This window comes from Thiomonas sp. DCM-2 (assembly GCF_056820905.1).
The window spans coordinates 1,234,109-1,260,514 of the sequence record NZ_CM165962.1 but is presented as its reverse complement, the minus strand read 5'-3'; the positions used below and the strand labels follow the sequence as shown (position 1 = coordinate 1,260,514).

Genomic DNA, 26,406 nt, shown 5'->3' with positions numbered 1-26,406 from the left:
TTGCCCGCTGCCATGCCCCTTCTCCCACTCGCCCAACTTTGCCTGCCCCCCAGCGCCACGTTGCACGACGCGCTGGCGCGTCTCGATGCCACAGCGCAGGGCATTCTGCTGGTCACCGACGAACAGGGCTGGCTGCTGCGCACCGTCACCGACGGCGACCTGCGCCGCGCCGCGCTCGCCGGCATCGCGCCGACCGCGCCGCTGTCGGCCCTGCCCACGGCCCACGCGCCGCACACCGTGGGCCTGCAAGCCAGCCAGCGCGATGTGCTGGCGCTGATGGACGCGCACCGCATCGACCATGTGCCGGTGATCGATGCAGACGGACGCGCGGTCGATCTCATCACCCGGCGCGAGCTGTCGCAGCGCGTCTGGCTGTCGTCGCCGCATCTGGGCGAAGACGAGGTGGCGCTGGTGCAGGAGGCCTTCACGAGCAACTGGATCGCCCCGCTGGGCCCCCATGTGGACGCGTTCGAGCGCGAACTCGCCGCGCTGGTGGACGTGCGTCATGCTGCGGCAACGAGTTCGGGCACCGCGGCGCTGCACCTGGGGCTGCGGCTGCTGGGCGTCGGACCCGGCGATGTGGTGCTGTGCTCCAGCCTCACCTTCGTCGCCAGCGCCAACCCGATCAAGCAACTCGGCGCCACGCCGGTGTTCATCGATTCCGATCCGCAGAGCTGGAATATGTCGCCGCAGGCGCTGGCTGCAGCACTCGAGGCGCTGCACGCCGAAGGCATCACGCCCAGGGCCGCGGTGGTGGTCAACCTGTACGGCCAGAGCGCCGAAATGGACGCCATCGTTCCGCTGCTCGAACGCTATGGTGTGCCCATGCTGGAAGACGCAGCCGAATCCCTGGGCGCGAGCTACAAGGGCCGCCCCAGCGGCAGCTTCGGCAAGCTCGCCGTGTTCTCCTTCAACGGCAACAAGATCATCACCACCTCGGGCGGTGGCATGCTGGTGGGCAACGACCCGGCGCTGATCGACCATGCGCGCAAGCTCTCGACCCAGGCGCGCGAGCCGGCGCGGCATTACGAGCATGTCGAAGACGGCTACAACTACCGCCTGTCCAACGTGCTCGCCGGCATCGGCCGCGGTCAGTTGCGCGTGCTCGAGCAGCGGGTACAGAGCCGCCGCGCGATCTTTGCGCAATACCGCGACGCGCTTGCCGCCGTGCCGGGGTTACGCTGGATGGAAGAACCCGAAGGCCACCGCTCGACCCGCTGGCTGTCGGCCTTCGTGCTCGAGGGCGACGACGCGCAGGCCCGCCGCGACGCGCTGCTCGACTTTCTCGAACGCCACAACGTCGAAGCCCGCCCGGTGTGGAAGCCGATGCATCTGCAGCCGCTTTACTCCGGCAGCCGGTATTTCCCGCACGACGCGGGGCAGGACGTCAGCCGCGCGCTGTTCGAGGGCGGGGTCTGCCTGCCGTCTGGATCGAACATGAACGCGGCGCAGCGCAGCCGGGTGTGCGAGCTGGTCGCGCGGGGTCTGGGCGTGGCGGTGCGGAGCGCTGCATGAGGTTTTTCAGCCGCGCCCTCTGGCGCCCTGCCGCAGCCGACGCCGTTCTCGTCGCCCTCACCTGGCTGCTCGCGTTTTTGTTTCGCTTCAGCCTGCTGCGCAACGACGCGCCGGCCAATCTGGCGCAAATCCTGTGGATCAGCACCCCGCTGGCAGCGGCGGTGTGGGTGGCGGCGCTGGCCGGGCTGGGCGCGTACCGCACCCCCTGGCGGCACACCAGCGTGCCCGAGTTCAAGCGCCTGGCCTCGGCGATGCTGGTTGCGGCGCTGGCGCTGGCCGCCGTGCTGCTGCTGCTGCGGCTGCCCAATTTTCCGCGCTCGATCGTGCTGCTGCATCCGCTGTTTGCGGCCGCCGTGCTCCTCGGGCTGCGGCTGGGCGCGCGCATTGTGGCCGAGGGCCGACTGACCCGCTCAACCGCGCAGGGCAAGCCGCTGCTGGTGCTGGGCACGCTCGACGACGCCGCGCGCGCGCTGCAGACCCTGCGGTCCGGCAAGGGCTGGCAGGTGGCGGCGCTCGTCAGCCCGGATCGCGCCGAGGTCGGCCGCAGCGTGCAGGGCGTGCGCGTGGCCGGCAGTGTGGACGATCTGCCGCAGGTGGCGCAAGCGGTGGGCGCCAGCCATGCACTGATCGCCAGCGAACCCGGCAGCCCCGCGCGCCGTGACCTGCTGCTGCGCGCCAGCGACGCACGGCTGGCGCTGCTGACCCTGCCGCGCGCCGACGACTGGCTGCACGGCGGCGGCAGCGCCAGCGCGCCGCGGCAGGTCGAACTGGCCGATCTGCTGGGGCGCGCGGCGGTCGAGCTCGATGTGCGCGGGCTTTCCGGATTGCTGGCCGGGCAGGTGGCGCTGGTGACGGGCGCAGGCGGCAGCATTGGCTCGGAGCTGTGTCGGCAGATCGCGCGCTTCGGCGTGCGGCAGCTGGTGTGCATCGACGCGTCCGAGATTGCGATCTACGCGCTCGAGCAGGAATTCAAGGCGCGCTTTCCCGAACTGGCGGTGCGCTACTACACCGCGAATGTGCGCGAGCCCGAACGGCTGCGTGACCTGTTCAACCTGCACCGTCCTGCCGTGGTGCTGCACGCTGCGGCGTACAAGCATGTGCCGCTGATGGAGGAGGACAACGCCATCGAGGCGCTGCGCACCAATGTGCTGGGCACACTCAACGCCGCGCGGGCGGCAAGCGCCTGCGGCGCGCAGCGCTTCGTGCTCATCTCCACCGACAAGGCGGTCAACCCGACCAATGTGATGGGCGCGAGCAAGCGGCTGGCCGAACTCGCGCTGCAGGCGCACGCGGCGCAATTCCCCGAGACGCATTGCTGCGCGGTGCGGTTTGGCAATGTGCTGGGCTCCAGTGGCAGCGTGGTGCCGCGCTTTGCCGCGCAGATCGCCGCTGGCGGCCCGCTGACCGTGACCCACCCCGAGATCGTGCGCTACTTCATGACCATCCCCGAGGCCGCGCAGCTGGTGCTGCAAGCCGGGCTGATGGGCAAGAGCGGCGAAATCTACGTGCTCGACATGGGCGAGCCGGTGAAAATCGTCGATCTGGCACGGCTGATGATCCGGCTGTCGAACAAGACCGAGGACGACATCCCGATCCACTTCACCGGGCTGCGCCCGGGCGAGAAGCTCTATGAGGAGCTGCTCGCCGACGACGAAACCACCCTGCCCACCCCGCATCCCAAGCTGCGTGTGGCGCGGCAGGCCAAGCTGGATGCGCTCGACCTGCCAGCGCTGCAGGCCTGGATTGCTGCCAGTGGCGCCGCGTCCCCCACGCAGATCAAGGCCGCGCTGCATGCGCTGGTGCCGGAGTATGCGCCGCAACACAATCGCTGACCCTTCCATTCACACCATGACCCCTCCCATCCTGCTGGCCGAACACGTGCGCAAGCGCTACACCGAAGGGCCGCAGCCGGTCGAAGTGCTCAAGGACGTGAATCTGCGCCTGGACGGTGGGCAGACGCTGGCGATCATCGGCGCTTCCGGTTCGGGCAAGAGCACGCTGATGCATCTGCTCGGCGGCCTGGACCGGGCCGATGGCGGCAGCGTGCAGGTCTGCGGGCGCGACTGGGCGCAGATGAACCCCAAGGCGCAAGGCGCATGGCGCAACCAGCATGTCGGCTTTGTCTATCAGTTCCACCACCTGCTGATGGAATTCAGCGCGCTGGACAACGTGGCCATGCCACTGCGCATCCGCCGCACACCGGCTGAAGCGGCGCACGCGGTGGCCGCGCAGATGCTGCAGCGCATGGGCCTGGGCGCGCGGCTGCAGCACCGGCCAGGGGAACTCTCCGGCGGCGAGCGTCAGCGCGTGGCCATCGCCCGAGCGCTGGTCACCCAGCCGCAGCTGGTGCTGGCCGACGAGCCCACCGGCAACCTCGACAGCGACGCCGCCGCCGTGGCGCTGGACATGCTGCTCGACGTGGCGCTGGCACAGGGCGATGCGGTGATCATCGTCACACACGAGGCTGCAGTGGCTGCGCGTTGCCAGCGGCAGTTGCGGCTGGTGAACGGCATGCTGCAGGACGCCTGAGACGCTGCGCGCGCGCCCGGGTGGCGCCGCGCACCGATCCACTACGATTGTCGGATTGCCGATTCCCCCATTTGCGCTGACGCTTCGTTTGTCCATGTCCCGCTCCAAGACCACCTTGTTCGAACTGCGCAGCGGCGCCATCGACGCCGTGCATCTGGTGGTGAAAACGCCTGATTTCGCCGCGCTGACCGAGGCGCTGCAGCAGCGCTTCGACGCCGCACCCGAATTCTTCTCCGGCGAGGCGGTGGCCATCGACCTGCGCCGTCTGGCAGAAGACGCCACACTGCCGCTGGATGCGCTGATCGCGCTGCTGCGCCGCTTCAACATGCGGCCCTTCGGCGTGGTGGCGCAGGCCGCACAGCACGATTGGGCTGCCGCGAGCGACCTGCCACTGCTCGACAGCCGCGACACCCGCAAACCCGCAGAGAACGCCGAGGCTGCCGCGCCATCACAGCAGCCCCCAGCCCCGCCCACACCTGCCGCCGCAGCACCAGAACCCGTTGCGGCCATGCTGCCCACGGTGCTCATCGACCGGCCGCTGCGCTCGGGACAGCGGGTGTATTCCCAGGGCGATCTGATCGTGCAGGGCGTGGTCAGCCATGGCGCCGAGGTCATGGCCGAAGGCCATGTGCACATCTACGGCGCGTTGCGTGGCCGGGCGCTGGCCGGGGCGCGCGGCAACACGGACGCGCGAATTTTCTGCACCAGCTTCGAGCCCGAACTGGTGGCCATTGCCGGCATCTACCGCACCGCCGAACAGGAACTGCCGGCGGGCGTGCGCGGCCAGCCGACCACCGTGCGCCTGCAGGGCGAGCAGTTGCTGATCGAGCCACTGGCTCTCAAATAATTTTTCTAGGAAACACTCATGGCAAAAATCATCGTGGTGACTTCGGGCAAGGGTGGCGTGGGCAAGACCACCACCAGCGCCAGCTTCGCCTCCGGGCTGGCCCTGCGCGGCCACAAGACCGCGGTCATCGACTTCGACGTCGGCCTGCGCAACCTCGACCTCATCATGGGCTGCGAACGCCGCGTGGTGTACGACCTGATCAACGTGATTCAGGGCGAAGCCAAGCTCACGCAGGCGCTGATCAAGGACAAGCAGTGCGACAACCTGTTCATCCTGCCCGCCTCGCAGACCCGCGACAAGGACGCGCTGACCAAGGAGGGCGTGGAAAACGTGCTCAAGGAGCTCGACGAGATGGGTTTCACCTACATCGTCTGCGATTCGCCCGCCGGGATTGAGAGCGGCGCGCTGATGGCCATGCACTTTGCCGACGAAGCGCTGATCGTCACCAACCCGGAAGTCTCCTCGGTGCGCGACTCCGACCGCATCCTGGGCATGCTGTCGAGCAAGACCAAGCGCGCCATCGAAGGCGGCGAGCCGATCCGCGAGCACCTGCTCATCACCCGCTACAACCCCAAGCGCGTCAGCGACGGCGAGATGCTGTCGCTCACCGACATTCAGGACATTCTGCGCATCCAGCTCATCGGTGTCATTCCCGAGAGCGAATCGGTGCTGCAGGCCTCCAACCAGGGCACACCGGCCATTCACCTCACCGGCAGCGACGTGGCCGAGGCCTATCAGGACGTGGTGGCACGCTTCCTCGGCGAAGACAAGCCGATGCGCTTCACCGACTATCAGAAACCGGGCCTGTTCAAGCGCCTTTTCGGCGGTTGAGGGAGGCACGCACCATGTCATTCCTCTCTTTCTTTCTGGGCGAAAAAAAGAAAACCGCCACGGTCGCCAAGGAGCGCCTGCAGATCATCCTCGCGCACGAACGCGGCGGCAACGGCGCCCCCGCCGACTGGCTGCCCGCGCTGCAGCGCGAGCTGGTGGATGTGATCTCGAAGTATGTCAAGATCGACAGCAACGACATCCAGGTCAAGCTGGAGCGCCAGGACACGCTCGACGTACTGGAAGTGAAGATCGAGATTCCACCGCGGGTGTAGAAACCCACCGCACGCCGCGCACAGGCCCGGGTGCACTCGGCGCTGATTGCCTCTCCCCCACAAGGGGGAGAAGGCTGAGGCGAACCGGCAAGGCGATCTTCCAGGACTTCCACCGCATTCCACCCAACCCCTCCCCGCGAGCGGGGAGTGAGACGCCATGCGCGGCGCTCTAGCCACAGCTGCCGATGTACCCGCAGTTCTCGCACCGGTCGCAGCCGTCGACCCGGCGCAGGAAAGGGCCGCCGCATTCGGGGCAGATGCGGCCGCCGGGAAGCAGGTCGGGGGAGGCATCGGCAGATTCGAGGTCGATGCGCAGGGCTTCGGGAACGTGGGCGCGTTGCGCCAGCGAGAGCAGCGATTGCTCGCGGCCCGAGGCATCGAGAAATCCACGCCGCCGCAAGAGTTCCTGCAACGCGTAGGCAATGGCCGCCACTTCGGACTGGTGAAAGCGCGGTGCGCGGCTGCCGTCGGCCTTGATGACTTCGCCGCAGCGCACCGGGCCCTTGTCCCACACCACTTCGCGCATGTTCTGCAGGCTCTTGGCGATCGATCCACCCGAGCGCGCCACCAGCGACAGCAGCCGCATGTTGGAGGCGATCCATTGCTGGCCTTCATCGCGCTGGCCCGCTGGCATGAAGAACTCGATCGGCCGCTCGATGCGCACCGGCTTGCCGTCTACCCGGCCCTCCACCTCGGCGAACGACACCGACAGATAGACGGTCTTCTGCCCCTCGGAGGTCATGTAGCTGATCTTGCTGGTGACGGCCTGCAGGTCCCCTGCGGGGCGGCCTTCGATGCGGCGGGTCAGCGGGTCGATGTCGGTGGGCGCAGCGCTGGGCGCAGGCGGCGTGGGCGCAGGCGCTGCCTGCAGCACCGCGCCGAGCACGGTGTTCGGACGGTAGGTGGCCAGTCCCTTGAGCCCGGCCTTCCAGGCCTGCAGGTAAAGATCCTTGAACTCGTCGTAGGGATAGTCTGCCGGGACGTTGACCGTCTTGCTGATGCTGGTGTCGATGAAGGGCTGCACGACCTGCAGCATTTTCATGTGGTCGAGCGCAGACATTTCCAGCGCAGTGACGAAGGCCGGAGGCAACTCTGTCATGTCATGGCCGAGGCTGCGGTACAGCCGCCAGGCGTGGTCGGCCACCTCGTAGTCGCGGGTGGAGTTGTCGGGCATGCGCTTCTTGCGGGTGTAGACCCAGGAGAACGCGGGCTCGATGCCGTTGCTGGCGTTGTCGGCAAACGCCAGGCTGATGGTGCCGGTGGGCGCGACCGCGAGCAGGTGCGAGTTGCGGATGCCATGTTTGGCAATCGCATCACGCAGTTCTTCGGGAAGGCGCTTGGCAAAACCGCTGGCAAGATATTTCTGCGCATCGAACAGCGGGAATGCGCCCTTTTCCTGGGCCAGCTCGACGGACGCGGCATACGCGGTGTCGCGCAGGCTGCGGGCCATGTCGGCGGCAAAGCGCCGGGCGTCGTCGCTGTCGTAGCGCAGGCCGAGCATCACACAGGCATCGCCCAGGCCGAGAAAGCCCAGGCCGATGCGGCGCTTGTTCTGCGCCTCGTCGTGCTGCTCGAGCAGCGGCCAGTAGGTCACGTCGAGCACGTTGTCGAGCATGCGCACCGCAGTGCGGGCAACGGCCTGGAAGTGCTCGAAGTCGAAGCGCGCCTGCGGTGTGAACGGCGCGCGCACGAAGCGGGTGAGGTTGATCGAGCCCAGGCAGCAGCAGCCGTAATCGGGCAGGAATTCCTCGGCGCAGGGGTTGGTCGCCTCGAAGGTTTCGCAATACCAGAGGTTGTTGTCGGCGTTGGCGGTGTCGAGAAACAGAATGCCCGGCTCGGCATGGTCGTAGGTCGAGCGCATGATCTGATCCCACAGCGCGCGCGCCCGCACGGTGCGATACACCCACTCGCCACCTGCGCGCTGATGCGCGCCCGCGGCGATCTGGTCGTCGCCCGGGCGGGCCTTGTGCACCAGATCGATTTCGGCATCGGCCTCCACCGCCTGCATGAACGCATCGCTCACGCCGACCGACAGGTTGAAATTCTTGAACGCGCCCTGGTCCTTGGCATGGATGAAGGCTTCGATGTCCGGGTGGTCGATGCGCAACACCCCCATCTGCGCCCCGCGTCGACTGCCTGCGGATTCCACGGTTTCGCATGAGGCGTCGAACACCCGCATGAACGACAGCGGGCCGCTGGCGCGGCTGTGCGTGCCGCCGACATGCGCGCCAGCGGGGCGGATGCGCGAAAAGTCGTATCCCACCCCGCCGCCGCGTCGCATGGTCTCGGCGGCCTGCGCCAGCGCCTTGTAGATGCTGGGTTTGCCGTCCTTGTCGTCGGACACCGAATCGCCCACGGGCTGGACGAAGCAGTTGATCAGCGTGGCCTGGATGTCGGTGCCGGCGGCCGACATGATGCGCCCCGCCGGGACGAAGCCATCCTCCAGCGCCTGCAGGAACAGCGCCGCGCTGCGCGCCGGGTCGGCCTCCTCGGCGGCGAGCGCGCGGGCGACGCGGGCATGGATGTCGGCAATGCTGCGCTCGCCTTCCTTGGCGTATTTTTCCGCGAGGACGTCGAGGCTGATTTCTTGCGCTTGCATGGTGTGAACGGCGGCTGACGAAGCGCCCGTTATAGCGCGCTTTGCGGGTCGTCGGCTTCGACCTCGGTCAATCCCAGGAGCGTCTGCGTCTGGTCGGCGGGCAGCGCCTCGACCGTCTTGAGCTGGCGGGTCATCGCGCGGGTGCGGGTTTCCGCCTGGCCGATGGTGTTGCTGGCTTCGTCGAGCTTCTTGCGCGTTTTTGCAAGAACGTCGCCGAACTTGGTGAACTCGGTCTTGACCGCGCCCAGCACCTTCCACACCTCGGTGGATCGCTGCTCGAGCGCCAGGGTGCGAAACCCCATGTGCAGGCTGTTGAGCAAGGCCAGCAGCGTGGTCGGCCCGGCAAGCATCACCCGGTGTTCGCGCTGCAGCGCCTCGACCAGACCGGGACGGCGCAGCGCCTCGGCGTACAGCCCCTCGGTGGGCAGGAACAGAATGCCGAAGTCGGCGGTGTGCGGCGCGGCGATGTATTTGGTCTGGATGGTCTTGGCCTCCTCGCGCAGCCGCAGCTCGAGCGCCTTGGCCGCGGCGTCGGCAGCCGCCTTGTCGGCCTGTTCCTGCGCATCGAGCAGGCGCTCGTAGTCCTCGCGCGGGAATTTGGCGTCGATCGGCAGCCACACCGGGCCGTCGCCCTTGCCGGGCAGGCGGATGGCGTATTCCACCCGCTGGCCGCTGCCGGGCACGGTTTCCACGTTCACGCCGTATTGCTCGGGGGTGAACACCTGCTCGATCAGCGCGGCGAGCTGGATTTCGCCGAACACCCCGCGCGACTTCACATTGCTGAACACCCGCTGCAAGTCGCCCACACCCTGCGCCAGGGTCTGCATTTCGCCCAGCCCCCGGTGCACCAGCTCGAGCCGCTCGGCCACCTGCTTGAAGCTCTCGCCCAGACGCTGCTCCAGCGTGGCGTGGAGTTTTTCGTCGACGGTGGCGCGCATCTGCTCGAGCTTTTTTTCGTTGTCGGCCTGCAGTTCGCGCAGCCGCAGCTCGACCGTGCCGCGCATCTCAGCGAGATTCTTGTCGGTGGACTGGCGCAGCGCGTCGAGTTGCTGCACCAGCTGTGCCTGCAGCGCCTGCAGGCTTTGGGAGTTGGTCTGGGTCAGATGCCCAATTTGCTGCACCAGGGTGTCGCCGACGGCTTTTTGCAGGCTTTGCAGCTGCAGCGCCACGGCGTCGAGCTGGGCGTTTTGCGTGCGCGTGCTCTCGCCCTGCTGGTTGAGCAGCATTTGCTGGAACTGCGCGAGCTGCCCGGCGTGTTCGGTGCGCAGGCTCTGGCCGCTGGCCTGCACCGCGGCGCGCAGTTCGCGCTCCAGGCGTTCGAGCGGTGGCGCGAGTTCGGTGGCGATGTCGCGGCGCAGATCGCCTGCGCCGCGCAGCCGGGCGAGCAGCACCGCGCCGATGCCAAGCAGTGCGAACAGCAACAGCGCGATGAGCAAAAGCAGGATGAGTTCGAGCGACATGCGATTTCAGGCGGTCACGGGAGTCAGCGGCGGCCGGCCCTGCAGCACCGCCATCAGGTTGTCCACCGCGAGTTGCGCCATCGCGCGGCGGGTCGGGATGCTGCTGCTGGCGATATGCGGGGTGAGCACGCAGCGCGGCGCGGCAAGCAGCACGGGATGGACCTGCGGTTCGCCCTCGAACACATCCAGCCCGGCGGCGCCCAGATGCCCGCGGTGCAGCGCCGCAGCCAGCGCGGCCTCATCGACCACGCCGCCGCGGGCGATGTTGACCAGCGTGGCCCCCGGGCGCATCAGCGCGATTTGCTGCGCGCCGATGAGGTGATGCGCCTGCGGGCTGTACGGCAGCGCCAGCAGCACGTGGTCGCTGTCGCGCAGCAGCCCGGGCAGGTCGCGGTACGCGGCGCGGCATTCGGCCTCGATCTGCGGCGGCAGCCGGCGGCGGTTGTGATAGAGCACGCGCATGCCAAATCCCAGCGCGGCGCGGCGGGCGATCGCCTGGCCGATGCGCCCCATGCCCACGATGCCCAGCGCGCTGCCGTGCACATCGGCCCCGGCAAACAGATCGACGCTCCATTTGCTCCACTGCCCCGCGCGCAAAAAGCGCTCGGCATCGCCGATCTGGCGCGCGGCGGCCAACAGCAGCGCGAAGCCGAAGTCGGCAGTGGTCTCGGTAAGCACATCGGGCGCGTGGGTGACGACGATGCCGCGCGCGGCGCAGGCGGCCAGATCGATGTGATCGACGCCCACGGTCATGGTGCTGATGACCCGCAGATCCGGGCAGGCGTCGAACAGCGCGGCGTCGATGCGCTCGCTGCCGGTGATGAACGCACCGTGCTTGTCGGCCAGGCGCTGGCGCAGCACCTCGGGCGGAGAGATCGCGTCATCTGGCGTGGTCTCCACCTCGGCAACGGCGCGGAGTGGATCGATGATGTCGGCAAACACCGCGCGCGCCACCAGCACGCGCAGCAGCCCATCGGCAGGAAGGCGGTTCATCGGAAAAACACCACGGTGAGTACCACAAAGCACGGCAGCAGAACGGCAAACGACCAACCCACATAGCCGAAAAACGACGGCATGCGCACCCCGCGGTGTTCGGCGATCGCCTTGACCATGAAATTGGGCGCGTTGCCGATGTAGGTGACCGCGCCCATGTACACCGCCCCCGCCGAAATCGCAGTCAGCGTCGTGGCCTGCGCCATCAGGTGCGCTGCATCGCCGCCGGCAAGGTTGAAAAACACCAGATAGGTCGGCGCGTTGTCGAGAAACGCAGACAAACCTCCGGTCAGCCAGAAGTACGCCGCGGCGATGGGCTGACCCTGCGCATCGGTGGTCAATCGCACCAAGGCGGCCAGCGCACTATCCGGCCCTGCGCGCAGGATGGCAATCACCGGAATGATGGTGAGAAAGATGCCCAGGAACAGCTTGGCCACCTCGACCATCGGCGCCCAGGTGAACTGGTTTTCGTGCCGTGCCTGCCACGGCGTGGTCGCCAGAGACAGCAGCGCGATGCCGATCAGCGCCGCGTCGCGCACGAGGTTCTGCAACTCCAGTTGCTGCCCGAGGATGGTCACGGTCACCTGCGGCTTCCAGATGCCGCTGTGCAGCACCGCGAGCACGATGGCGAACAGCCACAGCACATTCCACGCCCCGACGATGCCCAGCGCACTGTCAGGGGTGGGGTCGCGCGGCGCGCGCTCGTCCGCGCGGCTCCAGGACCAGCGGTCGAGCAGGTAGAACAGCGCGAGCAACAGCGCGCACAGCAGCGCGGTGGGGGCGAGCATGTGCCGCAGCGTCCAGAAAAAATCCACGCCTTTGAGAAAGCCGAGGAACAGCGGCGGATCGCCCAGCGGGGTGAGCGCGCCGCCGGCGTTGGCAACGAGAAAGATGAAAAACACCAGCACATGCGCGTTGTGGCGCCGCGCGTCGTTGGCGCGGATGACCGGGCGCACCATCAGCATCGCCGCGCCGGTGGTGCCCATGATGCTGGCGAGCACGGTGCCGACGGCCAACAGCAGCGTGTTTTGCGCCGGGCTGCCGTGCAGATTGCCGCGCACCGCGATGCCTCCGCTCACCGTGTACAGCGCGGTCAGCAGGATGACGAAGGGCAGGTATTCGTGCAGCGCGGTGTGCAGCATCGCGTCCCAGGTGGCGTGCAGCCCGAAGCGCACGGCGTACGGCACGAGAAACAGCGCGGCCCACAGCGCGGCGATCTTGCCCTGGTGGTGGTGCCACAGCCGCGCGGCAAACAGCGGCAGCAGCGCGATCGACAGGAGCATCGCGGCAAACGGCAGCCCCCACCACAGGCTGAGCGTGGACGGATCGGGGCCGGACGCGGCGAAGGCGGTCGCCGGCATGACGCTGCACGCCGCGAGCAGCAACGGCGCCCACCGCAGCGCAGCGCGCAGGCGTTCAGTGCGCATCGACGATCACCACATGCACGCGGTACGGCCCGTGCGCGCCGAGCACGATGGTCTGCTCGATGTCCCCGGTGCGCGACGGGCCGGACACGGTGGACAGCGCGCGCGGCAGCTCGCCGAGTTCAGCGCGCAGCAGCGCGTAGGCGTCTTCCAGCGTGGCGACGATGCGCGCCGCCGGCACGATGGCCACATGGGTTTCGGGCAACAGATGGGTCGATGCCGGAGTCGCGGGGGAACTGGCGAGCACCACCGACCCGGTCTCGGCCACGGCGCAAAAACACCCGGTGATGCCAAGTTTGTCTTCGTCTCGCGGCGGACGGAATGCGAGCGCCAGCCCTGCATCGGCCCAGGGCAGATCGGCCAGGGTCTGCCAAGCCACGCCTTGCCTCTCCAGAGACTGCTCGCGCAGATACGCTGCCACCGCCTGCGGCACCGCTCCCGGACTGGCGGCATGCGCCACCGTGGTCTGCAGCGACCGCGCCTGCGCGGTGAACGCGGCGACCAGATCGTCGCCGAGCTTGGGCTGCGGGCCGCGCACATGCCGCGCGATGTCGGCCTCGACATCCTGCGCCTCCATCGCGCGCAGCGCTTCGGGTCGCCCTTGACGGGCACGGATCTGCGCCAGGATCGCAGCGCGGGCGGAGTCGGTGTTCATGAGGGCGTCTGGATAAGGGTTGTCGGTGTACGCAGAAAGATCATTGTTCAGACCTGGAGATTGAAGCCCAGATCGACTTCGGATGCAGGCTGACCATGCAGGCCCCAGTTCTCAAGCGGCGGCTCGATCAAAACGATCAGGATGTCCGATGCCTGAATGCCAAGCAGACCCAGTCTGCCGACGATGCCCTGGTACAGCCTGCGCTTGGCTTCGAGCGACCGGCCCGGAAAGAGCAGGAATTCCACAAAAGTGTAGTTTTCTGTCTTGCCTGGAGGGATAGGGCAGTGCTCAGGCTTGTGTTCAATGTAGCGGATCTGCTTGTCATCTTCCGGCACCTTGAGCGCCTCGATCTGGGCTTGGTAAACAGCCTCGATCAAGGCGGCGACCCTCTCGGGAGGATGCAAGCGGCACACTTCGATTTTTGCGATGGGCATGATTCATCTCCTCTATAGGCAACTGCAACGGCTCACCCATCCTCCGCATCATGCTCGACGCGCTGGCTGTCCGGAATCTGGAACACCTCGCGCAAATAGGCGAGGTATTTGGGGTCATCGCACATGTTCTTGCCCGGGGCGTCGCTCACCTTGGCCACCGGCTGGCCGTTGCAGCGAGTCATTTTGATCACCATCTGCGGGGCCTCATGGCCGAGGTCGTGCATCAGGTTGGTGCCGATGCCAAAGGCCAGACCGACCCGGGCGTGAAACTGGCGGTACAGCGCGATGACCTTGGGGATGGTGAGCATGTCGGAGAACACCAGGATCTTGGTCCGCGGATCGACGCGGTGCCGGGTGTAGTGCGCAATCATCTGCTCGCCCCATGAAAACGGGTCTCCCGAGTCGTGCCGTGCGCCGTCGAACAGCTTGCAGAAATACAGGTCGAAGTCGCGGAGGAAAGCCTGCAGACCATAGACATCGGCGAGGGCGATGCCGAGATCGCCGCGGTATTCGCGCGCCCACATGTCGAACGCGAACACCTGGGTGTCGCGCAGCCGGGGTCCGAGCGCCTGGCAGGCCTGCAGGTATTCGTGCGCCATGGTGCCCAGCGGCGTGAGGCCCATTTCCTTGGCGAGCAGCACATTGCTGGTGCCGGCCAGCTGCGGCCCCAGCCCGGCCTGCAACCGTGTGAGCACCTGCGCCTGCCAATGACGGGAGTAGCGACGGCGGGTGCCATAGTCGGCGATGCGGCAGTCCTGAAGCTCTGGGGTGCGCAGCAGCGCGATCTTGTCGTCGACGCGCTGCAGCCCGGCGCGCTGATCGGCGTCGGCATGGGCGTGGCGGGCATGGACTTCGCCGACGATGGCCAGCACCGGCACCTCGAACAGAATGGTGTGCAGCCACGGGCCACGGATGATGATGTCGATCTCGCCACGGGCACGCGCGGCCGGGTCTGCCGCCGGGGTGGCGCTGATGCGCTGGCGGTTGAGGCGGAACAGCGCAAGAAAATCGACGAAGTCGCTTTTGATGAACCGCAGGCTGCGCAGAAAATCGAGCTCGTCGGGCTGGAAATGCAGGGTGCACAGCGCGTCGAGCTCGGCATCGATCTCGTCCAGCCGCGACACTAGATCGACTCCCGGCGTGCGGCATTTGAAGCGATATTCCACCTGCGCCCCGGGAAAGTGATGCAGCACCACCTGCATCATGGTGAACTTGTACAGATCGGTGTCGAGCAGCGAGGTGATGATCATGGCGTGTTGCGGTCGCGGCGCTGGCGGGCGAGCGCCCTGGCCCAGAGCAGGCGGAGTGCGGCGCGTTCGCGCTGGTCCTGCGCGGTGTCTGCCGGGGCGCGGCGGGCGCGCTCGAGCAGTTCCAGTCCGAGACGCGCTTGCGCTTCGAGCGCGCCGTCGCGCAGCGTGAGATCGAGCGGGCGGCAGGCGCCGGGCAGGTTGTCGAGCTTGCCATCCTGCACCGCCTGCGCGATGCGGACCTCGCCGATCCAGGCCAGCGCATTCATTGGTCGACAAAGCGGGCGAACTCGGCCACCGGTGCGCGCTCGGTGACCAGGGTGTTTTCGATCGCAGCGGGATCGGCCCAGCCCAGCGCCATGCCGCACACCACTTGCTGCGCGCTCGCATCGAGCCCGAGTTCGTCCTCGATGATGCGATGGAACTGGTTGAACGCCGCCTGCGGGCAGGTGTCGAGCCCGCGGCCGCGCGCCGCCACCATGATGTTCTGCAGGAACATGCCGTAGTCCAGCCAGCTGCCCTGCTCCATCACCCGGTCGATGGTGAAAATCAGCCCGACCGGCGCGTCGAAGAACACATAGTTGCGGCCATGCTGCGCGTGCATCGCGGCCTTGTCGCCTTTCGCAATGCCGAGCAGCCCGTACAGATCCCAGCCAACCTTGCGACGCCGGTCGATGTAGGGCGAACGCCACTCAGAGGGGTAATAGGCGTAGTCCTCGGTGTGCTGCGCGGCCTGCGCGGGGTCGTCGTAGGCGGCGAGGATGCGAGCCGACAGCCGCGCCTTGGCCGCACCGCTGAGCACATGCACCTGCCAGGGCTGGGTGTTGGTGCCCGAGGGTGCGCGCGCGGCCACCTGCAGAATGGCCTCGATGGTCTGGCGCGGCACCGGCGTGGGCAGGAAGCGGCGGATCGAGCGGCGCGAGGTGATCGCGGCATCCACCGCCGCCTGCATCTGCGCACGGGGCGCCTGAGACGCAACAGGCTCGGCGGCACGTGGCGCGGGGGGATGGGTTTGGTGCATGCGGGTCTCGAGACTTTGGCGTTTGCGCCAGTCTATCCGCCGTCATGCAGACAGGGGGTTCCACCGGGTTTGGGGGTGGGCAATCGCGCGAGGCGGGCCCATCATGGTGCGAGGTCTTGTTGTGACCGGACATGACACGCTGCAAGGAGACATTGCGAGATGAAGCGCATCGCCCTGTTTGCCGACGGCACCTGGAGCAAGCCCGACCAGAATGACGGCCACACCCCAACGCCGACCAATGTGGTCAAGCTCTCGGTGGCGGTCGCGCCGCAGGATGCGTTCGGCGTCGATCAGGTCGTGTTCTACCAGAAGGGCCTGGGCGAACAGGGCGGGCTGTGGGACAGGCTCACCGGCGGCGCGTTCGGCATGGGCATCTCGGCCAATATCCGCGCGCTCTACCTGTTTCTGGTGCAGAACTATGCTCCGGGCGATCAGCTCTTCCTGTTCGGTTACAGCCGCGGGGCCTATACCGTGCGCAGCGTGGCCGGGATGATCCGCAATTGCGGCATCCTGCGGCCGCAGTTCGCCGATCGCATCGGCGACGCCTACGCGCTCTACCGCGACCGCACGCCCGACAGCCACCCGGATGCGCCGCAGTCGGTCGTCTTCCGCGAGGCCTATTCCTGGCCGGATGCGCCGATCGAGCTCATCGGGGTGTGGGACACGGTGGGCGCGCTGGGCATTCCGGTCACGCCGCTGCGCTTCTGGACCAAGCATCTGTATGAATTCCACGACGTGGCACTGAGCAGCCATGTGCGCTACGGCTATCAGGCCCTGGCGCTGGACGAGCGGCGCAAGCCCTTCACCCCCACGCTGTGGCAGACCCAGAGCCATGCCACCGATCAGGTGGTCGAGCAGGCCTGGTTTCCCGGCGTGCATGGCGACGTCGGCGGTGGGCAGACGCTCACCGGCCTGTCCGACGGCGCGCTGCTGTGGATGGCCGACCGCGCCAGCCGCTGCGGCCTGGCGCTGGACGCATCGCTGCTGCCGCCACACGGCGACCCCGCTGCGCCGATGGGCGACAGCATGACCCTGTTCTACCGCCTGCTGGGCCAGCGCGAGCGCCAGCCGGGGCAGACCAATCCGGTCGGGCGCGAGGGCGTGCATACCTCCACGCTCAGCCGCCACTCGGCGCTTTCGGACTACCGCCCGCCCGCGCTGGAGCGTTTTCTGGCAATGCGGCCGGTGACCTACCTGCCCTGAGGCACCGCAGCGGGCACGGCGGCGGGGGACGCCGCCGCGGCCGGGCCAGCCGCTGACGCTGTGCCCAGGCCCAGCTTGAGCACCACGTCTTTCTGCGCCCCGTTCTCGTTCTCTGTCCTGGCGGCGGGGCCGATCTGCACCCGCGCGGCCGGCAGTGCACCCGCGCCGGTGGTCAGTGCCGCAGCCACGGCCCTGGCCCGCGCCTGTGCCAGCGCATCCAGTGCGGTCTGCGGAATGACCACGGCCTTGGCCAGTTGCGCCAGCAGCGCATGCTGCAGCGGGTGTTCTTCCTTGCCGTCCTTGGGCAGCGATTTTTTCAGTGTGTCGAGCGCACTGGTCGGCTGCTGGTCGAGGAAGAGCGCATCGATCGCATTGCGCGTGCGCGCGCTGCCCAGATCGAGCGGGCCCGGGTTGGCGTCGGGCGGCACGGTCACGCCCAGCCGGGCCAGCACCTGCCGCCGCACTGCGGCGTCCTGCAGCGCGGCGGTATCGAGCGCGGGATCGAGGGCAGGCGGCACCTGCAGTTCCAGACGGGGACGCTTGGCCAGCGCCTGCGCGATCTGCAGCAGCTTTTCGCGCTCTGGCGGCGACAGCTCCGCGCTGCCGGGCGCGAAGTGCACATCCTGCGGTGGATGGCCGCTTCCGCCGCCGAACAGTGCACCCAGGGCGCGGAACGGCGCGGTGACGATCTTGGTCAGCACGTTGACAATGGCCTGCCAGATGATGCCGCCGTAGCTGAACTTGGGGTTGTTCAGGTCGCCATGCACCGGCAGGTTGATGTCGATCACCCCGTCGCTGTTTTCCAGCACGGCAATGGCCAGGTCGAGCGGCAGGTTCACCGCGCCGGGGCTATCGACATGGGGGCCGAGCTTCAGGCGGGTGATGGTGAACTGGTTGTCGCCCTGCATCTGCGCCTTCTGGATCTTGTATTCCAGCCGGGCATCGAGCCGCCCCGACTCAATCGTGCGCCCGGCGAACTTGCCCGAGTACGGCGAGATCGCCGCCATGTCGAGGTTGCGCAGATCGAGCGTGACGTCTGTGGCGTTGGTCGCGCGAAAGGGCTGCAGCCGCCCGCGCACCTTGGCCTGGCCGTAGTCGTTCACCTGGCCGTCGAGTTCGATCTGCGCGCTGCTGTCCGGCGCATCGGACAGGCCGTTGATCACCCCGGAGAGTTTCTGCATGCGCACGCGGAAGTCCGGCTTGATCGACTGGTCGGTGAAGTCCACATCGGCGTCTTCAATCGCAGTGCGGTCGATGCGCAGCGCCAGCGGCAAGGGCTTGTCCTCGCCGTGCTGTTCACTCGCCGCGGGCGTCGGCACTGCCGCCGGTTTGCGCGTCAGCAGAATGGCCTGCACATTCAGGGTGCGGTCCGGGTTGAGGACGATGCGGCCATAGGGCTGCACCGCCTGCAGATCGGTGATGGCCACCGACAGTGGCGCGGTGCCCATGGTCATGCCGCTGGCGGCGAGCTTGCGCCAGCCGAGAAACGGCGTGCGCCCATCGGGTTCGACCAACGCGAGGTTGTCCACCTGCGCGGCGCCCTGATAAGTCACCTGCGGCGCGGCGCCCTGGCCTGCGCGCAGGCGCAGCGTGCCATTCGCCGAGGCCGTGCCACTGGTGAGCAGCAGCCGCACATAGGGCTTGAGCAGACTGCCGAACGGCAACAGCGCGAATTGCTGCATCTGCACCTGCAGGTTGCCGGCCAGCGGCTGCGGTGCGATTTGCCCGCGGGCGCTGAACTGCCCGCCCTGCTTGAGCGCAAAGCGCAGTTGCACCGGTACGGGCTTGCGCAAGTCGAGGCTGAGGTTTTGCGCGCTGGCCTGGCCCTGAATCAGGTCGAGGCGGATCGGCTCGGGCGCGGTGCGGTCGGTGAGCTCGGCAGACAGATTGCGCAGCGTCAGGCTCTTGAGCACGACATCAGGGGACGTGGAGGACGGAGCTGCCTTGCCGGGCTTCACGGCAGCCGCTACCGGCCTGAACGCCTGCGCCCAGTTCAGCCCGGATTGATCCAGCAACACCTGGGCATGCAGCCCGTCCACGCTCAGCGCCCCGGCCTGGATGCGCGGCGCGCCCGCGCCGGGAAGGTCGATCTGGGTCGGGCCGAGTTGCACGCTGCTCCAGCGCGCCAGAGGCTGGGCACTGCTTTCCGCCTGCATCGCACCGAGCTTCAGCCGCAGATCGCTGGCCTGAAGCTGCGCCGGGCCGCCTGCGGGCAGCGTGGCCCGGATCGCGGTATCGATCGTCGCATCCTTGAGTTGCAGGTGAAACGGCGACTGAAAACTCTGGTCGGTGTAGTCCACGGTCTGCAGCCGGGTGGCGACGCGCTGCACGGCCACAGTCCAGCCCGCCGCCGGGCTTGCGGCGGTCTTGCCCGGCGCCGTCGGCTGTGGCGCGGGCGTCCCCGTCTTGGCCGCAGCGGTGCGCATGGCCTGCAACAGATCGATCTGTCCGTTCGCAAGCCGCGCCAGCCGCAGGCTGGCGGCGTCGAGCTGCACCGCGCCGAGCTGCAGGTGGTGCTGCGCCAGATCGGCCTGCAGCGCATCGACCTCCAGCGTGGGCAAGTCCAGCCAAGGCGCTGCCTTTCCCTGCTGCGGCTGCACCCGGAGGTCCTGCAGCGCGGCCTGCGGCAGTTGCACGGTCTGCTTGGCCAGATCGACCGTACCCGGCTGGGTCTGCAGACTGGCCGCCTGCACTGCGGCCTGGCCGATCTGCCCGTGGACTGCCAGCAGCCGCAGCGGCCCGAAGCCCGCCTGCCGCATGCCCCAGTTGAGCTGTGCGCCCTGCAGCTGCACCGCCTTCAGCGCCAGCGCGTTGGCCCCCAAGGTGGCCTGCAGATCGTCGAACGCCAAGCCCTGCAGCGACGCGGTCTGCGCCGAGCCGTCGATGCGGGCCTTGTTCAGTTGCAGGGTTTGCCATTGCAGATCCGCACCCGCCGCCTTCGCGCGGAGAGTCCGAACCTGCGCGCCCAGATCGTTGACTGCCCATTGCACCCCGGTGTTGCCCAGCACCACGCTGTAGGCCGCGCGGATCGCTGCGGTGCCGCTGGCGATCTGCACGGATCTGGCCAGATTCGGCACCGCGCGCGCGGCCGCCGCCAGATCGAGCCCGGTGAGCTCCGCCTCGCCGCCCGAAACCAGCGGGTTGATGCCGATGTAGCCCGTCCATCGCAGCGTGGCCTTTTGCTGCGGCAGCAGCAGACTCAGCGCGTACCGCCCGCGCGCCTTGGGCAGCGTGGACAGATCGCTCACCTGCAGGTTCAGCGGAGTGAGAACAGTCTCAAAGGGATGATCGCGGTTGGCGTCGGCGTAGCGCAGTGTGCCGCCTGCGATCTGCAGCTGCTCGATCACCACGCGGGGAATGGTGTCCGAGGGCTTGGCCGGCTTGGGGCCACGTCTGAGTGCACGCACCAGCGCATCCCAGTTCATCGCACCGCCCTGCGCAATGGCCACATTCACCTGCGGCCGGTCGATGCGGATCTGGTGAAAGGTCCAGGCCCAGCGCCACAGGCTCTGCGGCGCGAAATCAACGAACAGTCGGCCGAACCCGGCCAGCGGCACGCCCTGCGGCGTGGTCAGGCGCAGGTTGTCCACCGTCAGATCGAGCCGCAGCGGATCGAATGCCACCTTGCCGACAGTCGCTCGGCTGTCGAGTTGCGACTGCGCCAACCTGGGGATGTAGTGCGCGGCCAGCGGCCCGACAGCCAGATAGCCCAGCGCCACATAGAGCACGAACAGCCCGGCGGCGATCAGCACCGGCAGGCTCAGGACGATGCGGCGCAGCCTGTTCCAGATGGGGTGTGCTGTCGTGGACATGCGGGCTCTCGAAATCGGCGATGCCCTGCATTATGGCGCGACAGAGCACGGTTTCGGCATCCCGGCCCCGTCGCGCAAGCCGGGCAGTCGCGCTGCTCCATCCCGTTTGATCCGGGGTGCCGATACCATGGACGAAACGTCTCGCAACATCGCCCCAGCCCATGCCCGATACCACCCCCGCTTTCGTTCAGTACGTCGGCGCCGCGCTGTTCGCCATCGCGGTGATCCACACCTTCTCGACCAAGTTCTTCGAGCGCCTGGCGCACCGCCAGCCGGCGCACGCCGGGCTGTGGCATCTGCTCGGCGAGGTCGAGGTGGTGTTCGGCTTCTGGGCCATGGTGCTGATGGTGTTCCTGTTCTTCGCCATGGGCCAGCATGAGGCGGTGGCATATCTCGATACGCGCAACTTCACCGAACCGCTGTTCGTGTTTGCTATCATGGTGGTCGCGGGCACCCGGCCCATCCTGCAGGTGGCAGGCGATGTGGTGAATCTGCTCAGCCGGGCGCTGCCGCTGCCCGGTGCGCTGATGTTCTATCCCCTGGTGCTGATCGTGGTGCCGCTGCTGGGCTCGTTCATCACCGAGCCTGCAGCGATGACCCTGGCCGCGTTGCTGCTGCGCGAGCGCATCTTCGGCGCAGCGGTGCCGCTGCGGCTGAAATACATCACCCTGGGCGTGCTGTTCGTCAACGTGTCCATCGGCGGCACGCTGACCCATTTCGCTGCACCGCCGGTGCTGATGGTCGCCTCGACCTGGCAGTGGGACCTGGGCTTCATGCTCACGCACTTCGGCTGGAAGGCGGCCCTTGCAGTCGGCATCAACGCGCTGGGCGCCACGCTGCTGTTCCGCCGCGCGCTGGCCCGGCTGCAAACCAACACCGCCAACGCCGAACAGACCGTGCTGCGCGCACCGCCAAGCGTCATCCTCGTGCATGTGCTGTTTCTGGTCGGGGTGGTGGTGTTTGCTCACCATCCGCCGGTGTTCCTGCCGCTGCTGTTGTTCTTTCTCGGCTTCGTCACCGCCTACGCGCGGTACCAAGACCCGCCGATGCTCAAGGAAGCGATGCTGGTCGGCTTTTTCCTCGGCGGTCTGGTGGTGCTGGGTGGCTTGCAGCAGTGGTGGCTGCAGCCCCTGCTCACCCGCATGGATGCCACCGCCGTGTTCTTTGGCGCCACGGCGCTGACCGCGATCACCGACAATGCGGCGCTCACTTACCTCGGCTCGCTGGTGCAGGGCCTGAGCCCGGAGTTCAAATACGCGCTGGTGGCCGGCGCGGTCAGCGGTGGCGGGCTGACAGTCATCGCCAATGCGCCCAACCCCGCTGGCATCGCATTGCTGCGCAGCCAGTTCGACGAGGGCGCGGTGCATCCGCTGGGCCTGCTGGGCGCGGCCCTGCTGCCCACCGCCGTTGCCATGAGTTGCTTCTGGCTGCTCTGAATCCCCTCTTTCGCCTCCCTTCAACCATGAGCACACAGACCACTGCAGACACGACCGCGACCTCCGTCACCTTCCTCGGCCTGGGCGTCATGGGCGACCCGATGGCCGGGCATCTGGCCCGCGCCGGGCACCGGGTCACGGTCTACAACCGCACCGCCAGCAAGGCGCATGACTGGGTGCGACGCAACGGCGGCACGTCCGCGCCGACGCCGCGCGAAGCTGCCGTGAGCGCCGCATTCGTGTTTTGCTGCGTCGGCAATGACGACGACCTGCGCGCCGTGACCCTCGGCCCGGATGGTGCCTTCGCCGGCATGCAGCCCGGCACGGTGTTCGTCGACCACACCACCACCTCGGCCGATGTGGCGCGTGAGCTGGGCGCCGCCGCGCGCCAGCAGGGGCTGTGGTTCATCGACGCCCCGGTCTCGGGCGGGCAGGCCGGCGCGCAGCATGGCACGCTGACCGTGATGTGCGGTGGCGATGCGCAGGCGTTCGAGCGCGCGCAGCCCATGATTGCCGCCTACGCCCGCGCGGTCAACCGCCTGGGTGACAACGGCGCCGGGCAGTTGTGCAAGATGGTCAACCAGATCGCGATCGCCGGCGTGGTGCAGAGCCTGGCCGAGGCGCTGGCCTTTGGCGAGCGCGCCGGGCTCGACCTGCACACCGTGCTGCAGGTCATCGGCAAGGGCGCGGCGCAGAGCTGGCAGATGGACAACCGCGGCCCGACCATGATCGAAGGCCGCTATGACTTCGGCTTTGCGGTCGATCTGATGCGCAAGGACTTCGGCCTGTGCCTGAACGAAGCCCGCAACAACGGCGCGCGCCTGCCGGTGCTCGCGCTGGTCGATCAGTTCTACGCCGATGTGCAGGCCGCAGGCGGCGGTCGGCTGGACACCTCGTCGCTGCTGATCCGTCTGCGCGACGCCAAGCCACGCGATTGATCCGGCGCAAAGAACATCGGGGACCGAATCGATCGGCGTCGGTCGTCAGTCTTTCGCGCGCATCGCCAGCAACGCGGCGCCGACGATCAGCAGCGCGGCCAGACCGATCCAGAGGGTGAACGCCCGCCCGGTGACGAGAATGAGCAGCAATGTGGAGGCCAGCGGGGTGATGTAGCTCAACACCCCGATGGTGCGCGGGTCGCCGAGCTTGAGCGCGCGGTCCCACAACAGAAATGCCCCGCCCAGCGGCCCCAGCCCCATCAGCACGATCAGCGCGCCATCGCGCAGATTCAGATGCACGGCGGGTTCGAGCAGCGCATGGCAACCCAGCGCCAGCCCGCCCGACACCAGGCCGAACAGCCCCAGCGCCACGGTGGGAAACCCGCGTCCAGCCTGCGCCATGCGGCGGCTGCCGAGTGAAAACGTCGCCCACACCAGCGCCGAGCCCAGTGCGGGCAGGTAACCCCAGGCCCAGGCCGCGTTGAGCGAGCGCCCGCCCAGGATCGCCAGCGCCGCACCCACAAAACCCAGCCCTGCGGCCAGCACATGGACAGGCCGAAGGCGCAGCCCTGGCAGCAGCAGCGGCGCCAGCACCACGATGAACAAGGGCCACAGATAGTTCACCAGATTGGCCTGCACCGGCGGCGCCGAGCGCAGCGCGATGAACAGCAGAAAGTGAAATCCGAACAGCCCGTACACGCCGAGCGCGAGCGCCGCGCCCGACACCCGCCACTGTCGCCAGCGCGCCCAGGTGGGCAGACTGCCGACAATCAGCGCCAGCCCGGTGAGCGCAAACGCCGGGACGTGCGACAGCGCCACGCCCAGCGTGGCCAGACTGGCCCACAGCGCAATGGCGCCGAGGGCGTAGAGGTTGGCTTGGGCGGTGCGCTGCATCTGGCGGATGGTAGTGGGCGCGTCCGTCACAAACGCGTCACGATGGTCACGCAGACTGCTGCCCAGTCTTCTTCACCCGCCCGTGTCCAGTTCCACCAAACACTCCGTCCTGTCGCTGCGGGCGATGTCCCGTTCGCTGTTGAACGGTGGTGAGTGACGGCTCCGGATTGGGATGCTACGCGACGCGCTGAACGCCCTGTGTGGTGTCAGCAGGTGAGCGCTGTGCGAGGGCGTGCAACAAGGTCGTCATCTGGTCGCAGCCGCGCAATCGGCGCATGCGAGGAGCGGCGTCGTTCAAGGCGCTGGCAACCCAGCGCAGCACCATGGCCCCGTCGCTCCAGCGCTTGACGTTTCGGGTGTAGCTGGCGACCAGTCCGTTGAGGTTCTCGATCGGGTTGGTCGTGCGCAGGGTGCGGTACAGCGCGCCGGTGATCCCCAGGGTCTGCAAGGTCAGTGTGTCCTCCAGGCCCTCGCGCAAGCTGGTGGCAGCCCCGGGGTGCCTGGAGGCCAGAGAGCTGGCCAGACGTTGCAGCTGGCGCCGAGCCAGGTCGGCGTCGCTGGCCGCATAGGCATCGCGCAGCGCGCGGTTGACGCTGGCGTGCAGGGTCTTGGGCAGGTGATCGAGGACGTTGCGACGCTTGTGCTCCTGGCAGCGCTGGATGAGGGCTGCGGCGCCGAAGGTTTGCGTGATGGCGCGGCGCAGCGCCTTGCCGCCGTCGACCACCCACAGCCGTGGGCGCTGGGCATCGAGGCCGCGGTCGATGAGATCGGACAACAAGGCGGCCACGACGCGGGCGGCTTCGCTGGAGCCCTCGCGAATCCCCAGGACATGCTTGCCCGCGCGCGCATCGACCCCCAAGGCGATGAGGACCACGCGATCGGCAAAGTGGATGCCATCAATCATGATGACGGGCAGATCCAAGGTGTCGAGCCGCCGGTTCAGCCAGGCGTCAAGCTGCTGCTGGCTGAGTTCTTTGAAGCGGCGCGACACGGCGCTCTTGGACGCACACGAGCGGCGCACCTTGGGTGGCAGCGGACCCAGCGTGCTGGCGTAGCGCCGCGTGGACACCCCAGCGGCCACCGCCGACAGCGTGGCCGCATTGAGCGGGTCGGCCCCTGCCGCCCAGGCAAACGTGGGCAGGGGAAGTTCCCCGCCATCGAGGGCGCGTGCCCTTGGCCGGCGAATGTCGATGCGCTGCCCGCCCAGCACCACGCGGCTGCTGGTGTGCCCGCCGCGCACGGCGCGACGCTGGGCATCGGGCACGCCCTTGGGACCGCACAACGCCTCTCGGTCGGCTTCCATCATCACGTCCAGAACCCGCCGACCGGCTTCGATGCACAGCCCGTAAAACGCTTGCTGCACGTCCTGCAAAACGCCTTGTAATGGCATCGAGATCTGAACTTGGGGCTGCGCGCATGCGCGCGCCTTGGACTTCGTGCGAGACTTCATCTTGGTGGCTCCTTTCTTTGCTTGCGAGGCACCCGCATGCTCGCATGCGGGTGAAAGGAGCCGCCACCTTCACACTATCCGTTCAACAGAGTTCGGGACATCGCCGTCGCTGCGCTTCGCCTCTGCAGCCGCATCGTGCCAGGATGGCAATAGCCAGCCGGTCGATGCCGACGAGGCGCTGCACCGCCTGCAGACCGGCGACGCCTGGGCCGTGCTGGCCGCCAGTGGCGAGGATGTGCAGGCGCTGACCAACTGGCTGATGCGCCTGCGCCAGCGTGTCGGTGGCAGGTTGCCGGGGGTCATCGTCTTTCTGCCGGACTGCGCCTCACCAGGCGCCATGGCCGCACTGAAAGCCGGCGCAGACGCCCTGCTGCCCCTCGACAGCCCACCGCTTCTGATCCGCACCCAGCTCGCCCGCCTGCGCGAACGCATCGCCCCGCAGCCCGAGGGCAGCATGCAATTGCTGCCGCACCTGCAACTGCACGCCCAGACCCGGAAACTCCACCTGCAGGGTAGCCCGTGGCTGCACCTCCCGGCGCAGCAGTTCCACCTGCTGTGGACTCTGGGCGCGCGGGTCGGCGAGGTGCTGAGCACCCAGGAACTGCGGCTGGCCATGGACATTCCGGCGCGGGCGCACGCCGAGACCGTGCACACCGCAGTGGCCCGCTTGCGCCGCCTTTTGCGTCCCCTGGGTCTGCATCACCGGGTGCAGACCGTGCACGGCGCGGGCTACCGCTGGGCCGCAGCGGACATGCCGACAGGTCACGATTGACCGGCATCGCTGTGTGAATCGCACCAATCGGGCAGGCAGCAGAGAAACATTCGTACTGTCAACATTTGTGTACA

General features: G+C 67.9%; 22 protein-coding genes. 10 read left to right on the top strand and 12 right to left on the bottom strand.

All coding sequences use genetic code 11. From position 1 onward, the window contains the following. Positions 1-12 precede the first annotated feature (12 nt). The 6 genes from AC1ZQA_RS06075 (at position 13) to minE (ending at position 5,994) form a co-directional block, all read left to right on the top strand. Complete coding sequence (locus AC1ZQA_RS06075) at positions 13-1,515, top strand: aminotransferase class I/II-fold pyridoxal phosphate-dependent enzyme (protein ID WP_482678919.1); 1,503 nt, start codon at positions 13-15, stop codon at positions 1,513-1,515. Continuing rightward, positions 1,512-3,347, top strand: a complete 1,836-nt coding sequence (locus AC1ZQA_RS06070) for a polysaccharide biosynthesis protein (RefSeq protein WP_482678918.1) — start codon at positions 1,512-1,514, stop codon at positions 3,345-3,347. The genes AC1ZQA_RS06075 and AC1ZQA_RS06070 overlap by 4 nt, the downstream gene beginning before the upstream one ends. A 16-nt stretch (positions 3,348-3,363) precedes the next feature. Further along, the gene (locus tag AC1ZQA_RS06065; RefSeq protein WP_482678917.1) at positions 3,364-4,044 is read left to right on the top strand and encodes an ABC transporter ATP-binding protein; all 681 of its coding nucleotides are present in this window, start codon (positions 3,364-3,366) and stop codon (positions 4,042-4,044) included. A 94-nt stretch (positions 4,045-4,138) separates the two neighbouring features. After that, the gene (gene minC / locus AC1ZQA_RS06060) at positions 4,139-4,891 is read left to right on the top strand and encodes a septum site-determining protein MinC (RefSeq protein WP_482678916.1); all 753 of its coding nucleotides are present in this window, start codon (positions 4,139-4,141) and stop codon (positions 4,889-4,891) included. An 18-nt stretch (positions 4,892-4,909) separates the two neighbouring features. Continuing rightward, a complete protein-coding gene (gene minD / locus AC1ZQA_RS06055) occupies positions 4,910-5,722 on the top strand; it encodes a septum site-determining protein MinD (RefSeq protein ID WP_482678915.1) in 813 nt (270 codons plus the stop codon). A gap of 14 nt (positions 5,723-5,736) precedes the next feature. Further along, on the top strand, positions 5,737-5,994 hold the full coding sequence (gene minE, locus AC1ZQA_RS06050) for a cell division topological specificity factor MinE (RefSeq protein WP_482678914.1): 258 nt from the start codon (positions 5,737-5,739) through the stop codon (positions 5,992-5,994). A gap of 169 nt (positions 5,995-6,163) precedes the next feature. Here the strand turns inward: minE and AC1ZQA_RS06045 are convergent, their stop codons facing one another. Genes AC1ZQA_RS06045 through AC1ZQA_RS06005 form a run of 9 tightly spaced genes read right to left on the bottom strand, consistent with a single transcriptional unit; the run spans position 6,164 to position 15,827 of the window. Next, entirely contained in the window at positions 6,164-8,593 is a 2,430-nt protein-coding gene (locus tag AC1ZQA_RS06045; protein WP_482678913.1) for an adenosylcobalamin-dependent ribonucleoside-diphosphate reductase, read from the bottom strand. Positions 8,594-8,622: 29 nt separating this feature from the next. Further along, the gene (locus AC1ZQA_RS06040) at positions 8,623-10,053 is read right to left on the bottom strand and encodes a DNA recombination protein RmuC (RefSeq protein ID WP_482678912.1); all 1,431 of its coding nucleotides are present in this window, start codon (positions 10,051-10,053) and stop codon (positions 8,623-8,625) included. Between the two features lie 6 nt (positions 10,054-10,059). Then, a complete protein-coding gene (locus tag AC1ZQA_RS06035; RefSeq protein ID WP_482678911.1) occupies positions 10,060-11,046 on the bottom strand; it encodes a 2-hydroxyacid dehydrogenase in 987 nt (328 codons plus the stop codon). Then, positions 11,043-12,473: a sodium:proton antiporter gene (locus AC1ZQA_RS06030; RefSeq protein ID WP_482678910.1), complete on the bottom strand. Its 1,431-nt coding sequence runs from the start codon at positions 12,471-12,473 to the stop codon at positions 11,043-11,045. Before AC1ZQA_RS06030 ends, AC1ZQA_RS06035 begins: the two co-directional genes overlap by 4 nt. Then, positions 12,463-13,125 (bottom strand): LutC/YkgG family protein, encoded by a 663-nt coding sequence (locus AC1ZQA_RS06025; RefSeq protein WP_482678909.1) that lies wholly within the window; start codon positions 13,123-13,125, stop codon positions 12,463-12,465. Before AC1ZQA_RS06025 ends, AC1ZQA_RS06030 begins: the two co-directional genes overlap by 11 nt. Positions 13,126-13,172: 47 nt before the next feature. Beyond that, positions 13,173-13,559 carry a tautomerase family protein gene (locus AC1ZQA_RS06020; protein WP_482678908.1) on the bottom strand — a complete coding sequence of 129 codons (387 nt, stop codon included), beginning with the start codon at positions 13,557-13,559 and terminating at the stop codon, positions 13,173-13,175. Between the two features lie 32 nt (positions 13,560-13,591). Then, positions 13,592-14,809, bottom strand: coding sequence for a nicotinate phosphoribosyltransferase (gene pncB / locus AC1ZQA_RS06015; RefSeq protein WP_482678907.1), 1,218 nt, complete (start codon positions 14,807-14,809; stop codon positions 13,592-13,594). Continuing rightward, positions 14,806-15,075, bottom strand: a complete 270-nt coding sequence (locus tag AC1ZQA_RS06010; RefSeq protein ID WP_482678906.1) for a DnaJ family domain-containing protein — start codon at positions 15,073-15,075, stop codon at positions 14,806-14,808. The genes pncB and AC1ZQA_RS06010 overlap by 4 nt, the downstream gene beginning before the upstream one ends. Then, complete coding sequence (locus tag AC1ZQA_RS06005; protein WP_482678905.1) at positions 15,072-15,827, bottom strand: nitroreductase; 756 nt, start codon at positions 15,825-15,827, stop codon at positions 15,072-15,074. The genes AC1ZQA_RS06010 and AC1ZQA_RS06005 overlap by 4 nt, the downstream gene beginning before the upstream one ends. A 159-nt stretch (positions 15,828-15,986) precedes the next feature. On the opposite strand from AC1ZQA_RS06005, the gene AC1ZQA_RS06000 reads away from it, so the two are divergent. Next, entirely contained in the window at positions 15,987-17,030 is a 1,044-nt protein-coding gene (locus AC1ZQA_RS06000; protein WP_482678904.1) for a DUF2235 domain-containing protein, read from the top strand. Here AC1ZQA_RS06000 and AC1ZQA_RS05995 read toward each other — a convergent pair. Continuing rightward, a complete protein-coding gene (locus AC1ZQA_RS05995; RefSeq protein WP_482678903.1) occupies positions 17,018-20,842 on the bottom strand; it encodes a DUF748 domain-containing protein in 3,825 nt (1,274 codons plus the stop codon). The two genes, AC1ZQA_RS06000 and AC1ZQA_RS05995, sit on opposite strands and share 13 nt — an antisense overlap. 161 nt (positions 20,843-21,003) lie before the next feature. On the opposite strand from AC1ZQA_RS05995, the gene AC1ZQA_RS05990 reads away from it, so the two are divergent. Beyond that, positions 21,004-22,278, top strand: a complete 1,275-nt coding sequence (locus AC1ZQA_RS05990) for a putative Na+/H+ antiporter (protein WP_482678902.1) — start codon at positions 21,004-21,006, stop codon at positions 22,276-22,278. 26 nt (positions 22,279-22,304) lie between these two features. Then, positions 22,305-23,216, top strand: coding sequence for an NAD(P)-dependent oxidoreductase (locus tag AC1ZQA_RS05985; protein WP_482678901.1), 912 nt, complete (start codon positions 22,305-22,307; stop codon positions 23,214-23,216). Between the two features lie 45 nt (positions 23,217-23,261). On the opposite strand, the gene AC1ZQA_RS05980 is transcribed toward AC1ZQA_RS05985, so the two are convergent. Continuing rightward, positions 23,262-24,110 carry a DMT family transporter gene (locus tag AC1ZQA_RS05980; RefSeq protein WP_482678900.1) on the bottom strand — a complete coding sequence of 283 codons (849 nt, stop codon included), beginning with the start codon at positions 24,108-24,110 and terminating at the stop codon, positions 23,262-23,264. 175 nt (positions 24,111-24,285) lie between these two features. Further along, positions 24,286-25,560 carry an IS256 family transposase gene (locus AC1ZQA_RS05975; protein ID WP_482678367.1) on the bottom strand — a complete coding sequence of 425 codons (1,275 nt, stop codon included), beginning with the start codon at positions 25,558-25,560 and terminating at the stop codon, positions 24,286-24,288. Between the two features lie 4 nt (positions 25,561-25,564). Between AC1ZQA_RS05975 and AC1ZQA_RS05970 the strand changes: the two genes are divergently transcribed. Beyond that, the gene (locus tag AC1ZQA_RS05970; RefSeq protein ID WP_482679280.1) at positions 25,565-26,332 is read left to right on the top strand and encodes a winged helix-turn-helix domain-containing protein; all 768 of its coding nucleotides are present in this window, start codon (positions 25,565-25,567) and stop codon (positions 26,330-26,332) included. Positions 26,333-26,406 lie beyond the last annotated feature (74 nt).